The sequence below is a fragment of the Massilia sp. CCM 8734 genome (assembly GCF_011682155.1).
Taxonomy (GTDB): Bacteria; Pseudomonadota; Gammaproteobacteria; order Burkholderiales; family Burkholderiaceae_D; genus Telluria_A; species Telluria_A rubra.
On sequence record NZ_WHJI01000089.1, the window covers coordinates 1 to 7,341 of the forward strand.

At 58.6% G+C, this 7,341-nt stretch carries 4 protein-coding genes and 1 pseudogene; all 5 read right to left on the reverse strand.

The features are described 5' to 3' along the window. Nucleotides 1–135: 135 nt before the first annotated feature. Complete coding sequence (locus F2P46_RS35135; protein ID WP_166899074.1) at nucleotides 136–1,344, reverse strand: Wadjet anti-phage system protein JetD domain-containing protein; 1,209 nt, start codon at nucleotides 1,342–1,344, stop codon at nucleotides 136–138. Then, nucleotides 1,344–4,775, reverse strand: coding sequence for an SbcC/MukB-like Walker B domain-containing protein (locus F2P46_RS35140; RefSeq protein ID WP_166899076.1), 3,432 nt, complete (start codon nucleotides 4,773–4,775; stop codon nucleotides 1,344–1,346). The genes F2P46_RS35135 and F2P46_RS35140 overlap by 1 nt, the downstream gene beginning before the upstream one ends. After that, the gene (locus F2P46_RS35145; RefSeq protein ID WP_166899078.1) at nucleotides 4,772–5,443 is read right to left on the reverse strand and encodes a DUF4194 domain-containing protein; all 672 of its coding nucleotides are present in this window, start codon (nucleotides 5,441–5,443) and stop codon (nucleotides 4,772–4,774) included. The genes F2P46_RS35140 and F2P46_RS35145 overlap by 4 nt, the downstream gene beginning before the upstream one ends. Beyond that, nucleotides 5,440–6,909, reverse strand: a complete 1,470-nt coding sequence (locus F2P46_RS35150) for a Wadjet anti-phage system protein JetA family protein (protein WP_166899080.1) — start codon at nucleotides 6,907–6,909, stop codon at nucleotides 5,440–5,442. Before F2P46_RS35150 ends, F2P46_RS35145 begins: the two co-directional genes overlap by 4 nt. Beyond that, nucleotides 6,891–7,341 (reverse strand): annotated as a pseudogene (locus F2P46_RS35155) (hypothetical protein); the annotation flags it as partial. The gene F2P46_RS35150 and the pseudogene F2P46_RS35155, both read right to left, overlap by 19 nt.

Below are 7,341 nucleotides of genomic sequence, written 5' to 3' on the forward strand. Positions count from 1 at the left end.
TGCTCCATTCGATGCCCCGTTCAATCGGGTAGGGCATCCATTACCCGCGACCATCGAAAACACTGCCGACGAGGTTTCGTATCGTCCAGCCAGCAACGCACTGGCAGTTCATGAAACATTCAGGCTAAATGGATGCTAAGAATCGATTCCTAGGACTTCTTGTTCGATCGTGATTTTCGCATCTAACAGTGCTTCGCCAAGGCTACTCCATCCAGCCGCTTCAGCGTAATGGCACATTTTTTTGGCTACCCCTTCTGTCGTAGGGCGCCGAAGCGCGACAGGTATATCATCAGGATGCATCCGCCACGGCTGCAACAAGTGTCCGGCAGTTTTGGCTTCGCGTGCGATGAGCGCCGCAATGCGGAAGCCGCCTTCGTCGACATCGCCCCAGTGATATACCGGAGTCCCCGCTTGCAGGGAGGACAACAGGCGTTGGTAGGCCAGTCTCCATGCAGGCGTAGGCGTGCCGGCGGTGTAGATTAACAAAACATTGTCGTCACATAGGCGGCGCGCCTCGCTGTGGAAAGTCGTCTGATTTTCGATCGACAGCACATAGCGGGGAGCGGTGCCGAGACGAACTATGGACGGTGCCGGCAGACCAATATATGGCTTATCTAGGATGGACGAAACGCGTTGGCGCACGATAACAATGTTGCCGGCCAGCCGCACCGGATGCTCCTCGCGAAACAAGCCAATTTCGTTGCACACTTCGCTTAACGGCCTGGCTTCGGCATCCACATCGTTCGACAGCAACATGTCGAGGGCGGCCCCCAATTTTTCGATCCGTTTGCTGTCCTTGAAAAGCCGGGCGCTGGCCTCTCGAAGCGGCGTGGCAATCTGACCGTCCAGCCGCATCGTCGTGCAGTAATTCAACACTTTGGCCGCATCGATCCAATCGGCGGCATCATCCGGTCTGAGGCCACGCACCATTTTCAGGCGCGACCAGCGCGACAGTACTGCCGAAACGATCGGAAAACGCGCCTGCAGCGGCGAGAGCAACGCGGCAGCCAGCGCAATCTTGTCGCCAGCAAGCTGGCGGTGCAAGAAAATCGCCAGCGGGCCAATCTCAAGCAGATCGATACGGCGAATGAAGCCGTCGGTGCGCCCGTCTCTGGGCGCGTAGCCGACGTCCCAACTGGCCGTGATGGCACCAGCGGCGGCCGCTGCTAGGATGACGTTTTCGAACGCCTCCTTGGCGTGCAGCGAGGTAGTGGTTCGGTAGGGTGTTAGTGCCACACCAGTGAGCGCAGCGGCCCGTTTGCGCACGCCTGCGTCATTGCGCTCGCCGGCGTCGAGCAGCTTGCCAAGACACGTGCGTGCAAAGTCATCGAGCGCCGGATTCATCAGCGACCCGCCGCAGCTTGCACAACCGGCTGGCTCAACGCAATCACCCGCAATTCCTCCTCGACCAGTTCCGGATTAAATTCCGGAAGATCATCGCGGTAAGCCATGCGTGATTCCTCAGACACGCTGTGCCCCTCGAGCGAGACAGCATTGCCAACCGGATCGCGCAATATTTCGTAATAGCGGTGCAAATACGCCATCAACGTACCAAGGTTTTCCCCGGGGCTGGCCAACACCACTTGCAGGCCGAGGTCTTCCAAGTAGCGCATAGTCGCGGTAATGTTGGTGATGTCCATCTTGTTGAACGCCTCATCGAGCAAAATGAGCCCCAGCCCGTCCCTATGTCCGTCGTCGAGCCGGTACGCGGAGGCCAGAGCCGCGCCGGCGATTACATACAGCGGGGCGCGGTGTTCGCCGCCCGAACCGCTGCCCAGGCGCTTACTCAGCTTGCCAATCGACTTCGATTTCTTGGTGTCAGGGTCTTCGCGCAGGATATCAATTTCAAACTCGAAAAATTCGCGGTAGTCGTCCAACGGGCTTTTGACGCCGCCGGCCCCTGGCGCCACTTTTTCTTCCAGAAGAGCTTTGAACTCCGGTGGGATTTCGCCAGGGCCGCCCAGCAGGTCTACCACGGTCCCGTTTGATGCGACGTCCTGCACAAAGGCGAGCAGCGGCGCAAGCTGGGGGCGGATATTTCGAATGAACTGATAGCGCTCGCCGTTTGAAAATACAGGGCATTGACGCAGCGCCTTGTTCAGACGGTCCATCGACTGCTCCAGCCACTCGACATTATTGTTGAGCGCGATAGCCACATCGGTCCGGAACGTTTCTTGGGAAGCGCGATACGCTTCCTCCATGCGGTCCTTTTGCTCAATCAAGTCGGTACTCTTGAGGCGACCAACGAGAGCACGAATCCAACTGTATGCCCGAACCCAGTCCTCTGTAACTTCGCGGCCCAACTGCTCCCGATGGGTATGCATGAACGAAATCAGTGCGTTTAAGCCCCGCTGCGCAGCTGCGTCACGCAGGCGTCCACACGCTGTTGCGCGTTCGACGGCGTAGTCGCGCATCGCGCCAAATTCCTGACTGAAGCGCTCGAGCAGCTTGTCCCAGTTATCGGAGGCAAACTCCGATATGAAGCCATCCTGGCCGCGCGCCACGCCTGCTCCGGTTGCGGCTGTAACCGCTTCTTCATTCGCCGCAATCTCGCGCCGTTTCGCCGACTCCACTTCCCTACCTAACCCGCCGACCTCGATCGCCACCCGTTCCACCGTAGCGCGCACTTTGTCCACATCTTGCTCGGCGGCGGCTAGATCGAGGCCGAGCTTCACATATTCTTCGGATGCCGACTCCGCCAGCCTTGTTTCAAGGCTGGCCTGCGACATCGCCTGCTGCAGAGCGCGCTCATGGACCTGCATAGCCTGTTCGGTGCGCTGTTGCTTACCACCGAAGCCGACCAAGTCCTTGACAAGCGAGTCCGATGTTCTCAGTTTCTCTTCCATGACCAGTTTTTTCGCAACAAGCTTATCGAGTTCACGTTGTAGATGGCTGATCTGGGCACTGGCCACTATGCCAATTTTTAGTTCATGCACGCGGTACGGCCTGATTCTGTCGATCTCACCGCGCGAGACCAGCATGCCATCCTTGGTCAGGGTGCGCGCCCCGGACATGGCTTCCCCGTTCGTGTCGGCGCACTTCAAGTCACCGAACTTCGAGCGCAGGTAAGCCAACGCAGCAGGGTCGTCACCATCAATTAACGCCGCGACAGTGCCGGGGGCCGGCGTAGAGTGCAGGTTCTGACTACTTTCGCGAGCCAATTTGACACCGTAGAGGTTACGAGTCTGCCGGTATATGTCGAAGGCACGCGTTTCTTCCCCCTCGCGCACCAACAAGGCTTCGCGATTGCTGCCCAGATAGGCTTCGATGACCGGTTGCCACGCGGGGTCCTTGATGCGCACCAGGTCGCACACTGGAACGGGGCTAAGGCCATTATTGCGCAAGTGGAGCAACAGCTCCTTTACGTCCTCACCAAGCGGCGCTTTGCCGGTGCTGGCGCGTGACAGGTCATCTCCTAAGGCGGCAATACGGCGCACAAGGTCAGCCACATCGTTGTGCAGCTGCCGGTTGACGGGAAATAGGTGCTCACCGCACCTGGCCAACAGGTCGAGCGCCGAAGATAGGTTGGTTTTCAGCGCAGCGCCGTCCGGGAACGTGCCCTCCTGCAGCGACGAAACCTTGGCCTCGACTATGCGCAGCTCGTCGGCAAAGCCGTGCAGGTGTTCCGATTGCATCGAGCGCCTGAGCATGCCACGCACGGAATTTAGCAATGAACTCAACTCCGTAACGTGGCCAAGGTGGTTGCGCTTGGCCGCATCGATCTCTCGGCTGAGCATGCCGTAGTCCTGATGCGCTGCGTGCGCATCGCGCAGTCCTCGCAGGTGTCCGATTTTCTCAGTCAAGCCCGTTACCCCACTGCGCGCCTGTTCAAGCATCGCTTCTTTCGCAAGTAACAGATCTTCCTTCTTGTTGCGATCGACGGCGGCCTTTTCTGCGGCCTCGTTCGCGAGCGTCATGCCAGCATCGGCCGCCAGTGCCGTCCAGGTAACCGATCTGCCAGCTTCGACAGTGGCCTTGTCGAACTCTCCAATGACGTTGTCGCCATCTTTGATCTTCGCCTCCACTTCGGCCACCAGTGCCGAAAGACGCCGGAACGACTCTGTCACTTCCTTGAACTGCTTGATATTAGTAGGGCGAGATTCCAGCACGTCGTATCGGACGATTTCGTCGACGCTTTTCTTAAAGCTCATCCGCAGTCCAAAACGCAGAGCCCGTGTAAAGGCATCAACCGACGGCAGGCCACCAGAGCCGCGCAGTGCGAGAAGCATCTGGCGCAGGTATTTTTCGGAATCCGGGAATACCGGAATGTCACCTGACACGTGCGCACGCTCCATCAAGGCCTGTCGGAACACGCTCCACTCTCGCGGATGGGGCTTACCATCGATGACCTGCAGATGGTCGCCCATGGACAGCTCGATATCGCGCAGCACATAGCGGCCGACGATACGGTGCTTTTCCTGGTCGGACGACGCTTCAATGCAAATGCCAGTGGTCACAGGCGCACCAGTGACGGTGTCGCGCCAGATGAGGGTGATATAGGTAGTGGCGACATCGCGCACGCGATCTTCCGGCGTGTCGCCATATTGTCCGAGACAATACGCGCGCAGCGAGCGCGTCATGTGCTTCTCGTCGGCCTGCGCGTTGAGCGAAATGAGGTTCGTGTTCCCGCCCATGACGGCTGCCTGAATCGCATCCAGCAGTGTACTCTTACCGCTTCCATTCGGGCCGAAAATGCCCGTGTGCCGTTCGATCCTGACATCTTCATGTTCGTACAGGTAGAACTGGACCAGCTTGACGCTTTCGAGCTGCTTCATGGCTGCTCCGTCACATCATCGTGACCGGGCTCTTCTCCTGCGGCGTCGTCGGCCGCAGGAATGCTCGCGCCCTGCCATTGGGAGAGCCGCTGCAAAGCCGTCTCGCCGAGGATGTCGACAATCGCAGGCCTAATCACGATTGCGTATGGCTGGTCAACCAAACCTTCGTCTCCGATATCATCGTGCTCCGTGGACAAACGGGCAATCCCCCACCGCTTCATGCTGCGCATGAGCGCGTCGAGCTCACCTTTGGCTGGCAACTCGCGTCCGGTGAGGATGCGGTACTTTTCTTCCAGTTCGATCAGGTCGCAGATGACCTCGCCGTCGTCATTGAGGTCGCCCACCTTTGCCCCGTCCTCATAAACCATTCGCAGCACCAGCGCGAACACCGTCTGCAGGGTCGTGGCGCCGCCGCTCTTTCCATGGCGCGGAATAGCATACACATAACGCAACTGGCGATTGACTCGCACGTCTACACCAAGTGGTTCCAACGCATCTCTGATGTCCCGCTCGTAGCGTTCGACCAGGTGGTAGGCGGCCTTGCTGGCGCGGTCGGCGTGATACAGCACTTGCTCGGTTACCATTCGGTAAGCCGCCGCTTCGAAATCGGCCGGAACATGCATGCCGTTCGAGCGTGCTGCTAGTGTTTCCCAGTATGCGTTGCTCATTTCTGTTCCGTTCGTCGTTGCTTGATGGTCAGCCTGAATGGCCGTCCGGTGATAAAGCGATGGGGTTGGTCGGCGTCGCCTGTAGGGGTGACCAAAAACCCGCGTGTCATTTCCCGGGCCGCAAGCTGAATGCGCCTGTGCTCAGATGCCAAGGCCATCGATGCTGTACACAGTGCCTGATAGGCTCGAATGTCGGTAGCTGATTTGAGGTCAAGCTCGGTGCTGTCCAGGGTGGCACGATCTGCTCGTTCCAGCCTGGCCAGAATGAATGCGGCCAATTTGTGGGGGCTAGTCGCGCGCGCCGCCCGCGCTCGCTGCAGAATGCGGCTCATGGCGATATCGCGCGGCGACAACGTTACCGAGCGCAGCGCTGACGCGTTGTGCTTGATAGCCGCCTTGCGCGGCTCGGCAAGTTTGACAGCACTGACCATGTCACCCGCCCCAAAGGGATCCCATGGCACGTTCGTAGCCGCCATGACGCGTTCAATGGCAAGCCGAATTTTGATATCGAGGAAATTTACCGAACGCAGTCGATGGTCGAGATAAACGAAAGCCTTGCGGTTGGCGCGCCGGATTTCGTCATCCAATCGTGCAATATACTCATCGATGCGCATCAGGTCGCGCAAACGTTGCATGTCCTTCTCATAGAGCCGTTCGGCACGCTGCGAGTCGCCGCTAGCGCGGTGCTGCGCGTACCAATTGACTAAGCCCGAGCGGATTGCATTCGATTCATCGATGCTCTCGACCATCCGCAGGATTTGTTGGCGCCGCGACAGCGGATGCTCTTTGGTTCGCATTTCGCGATAGTCACCGATAAAGACTTGCTCGATGTAGTTTTCGAAAAAAGACTTGACGTACTGCGCCGTGGTCATCTCAAGGTCCAGCGACTCCATAAGCTCACGGATGATATTGCCAGTGTTCCTGATGTGCTCAAGCAAATCGCGCGACTGCTGCGCGACCTCGCCTAGCACGTCACCCAGCTTGTCACCGCGCGCCACCTCCTTGAGGGATGCTTCAATCACGTTGATCTTGCCCGACACGAATACAGGCCCGCGCTCGGCGAAATAGACTAGCTGGCTCAAGAAATGGCTCACCACAGGCCGCATGAACACGGTCCGGCTCAAGGCCCGCCGGTCCACTTTCAGCCACCCAGCCTCGACCAACCTCGTCATAATCATGTTGGCTCGCGCACCGACAGGCGTCTCAGGATCGTCGCCATCGTCCGCCCATATATCCTGATCGTTGAGTTCGCCCTCGATGTCTGCGACGATTTCTCGGAACGTGTAACCTTTACTGGGCGGCAGCGGGGCTTCTGGTCCAAAGCGGTTTTCGTACAGCCGGCACAGGATCGACCAGTACCGTTCCCGGTTCTGGCTCGCGAGAGGGCCGAACAGGCGTCCCGGGAGTCTGGAAAACAGCGGCGGCGTACTTGGGTCGGCCCCGCGAATCATGCCGGAAAGAGCCATGCACGTACCTCCCCGATGTTGTCGACTGCAAGCTGATACTCTGGTGGCATTTGGCGCAAGGGATCGAGCGCCGCATGTACGTCCTGGACGAAATAGCGAACCAGTGCTGCACGGCAGGTCTGGGTCATCGATGCGGTTCCGCTGAAGTGCTCAAAGCGAATCACATCAGCTTGTTCCTGTGATAGGGCAGGATGGGCCGCGATGCGAACCTGCACGAAGGTGTTCCATTCATGGTCGGCACCAGCACCAGGCATCGCCTCTGCCAGTGGCTCGAGAGCGGCCTTGGAAATCCTTCCCAGATTGAGGAGGCACTTGCAAAACTGGTCACGTGTGTGAATTTGATCGCCGGACTCGGCATGATGGAGGGGCGTGGGCGCCCATTTCTGGCATGATATTGGTTCTGAAGACAACATCAAAACGCCCACACCATGA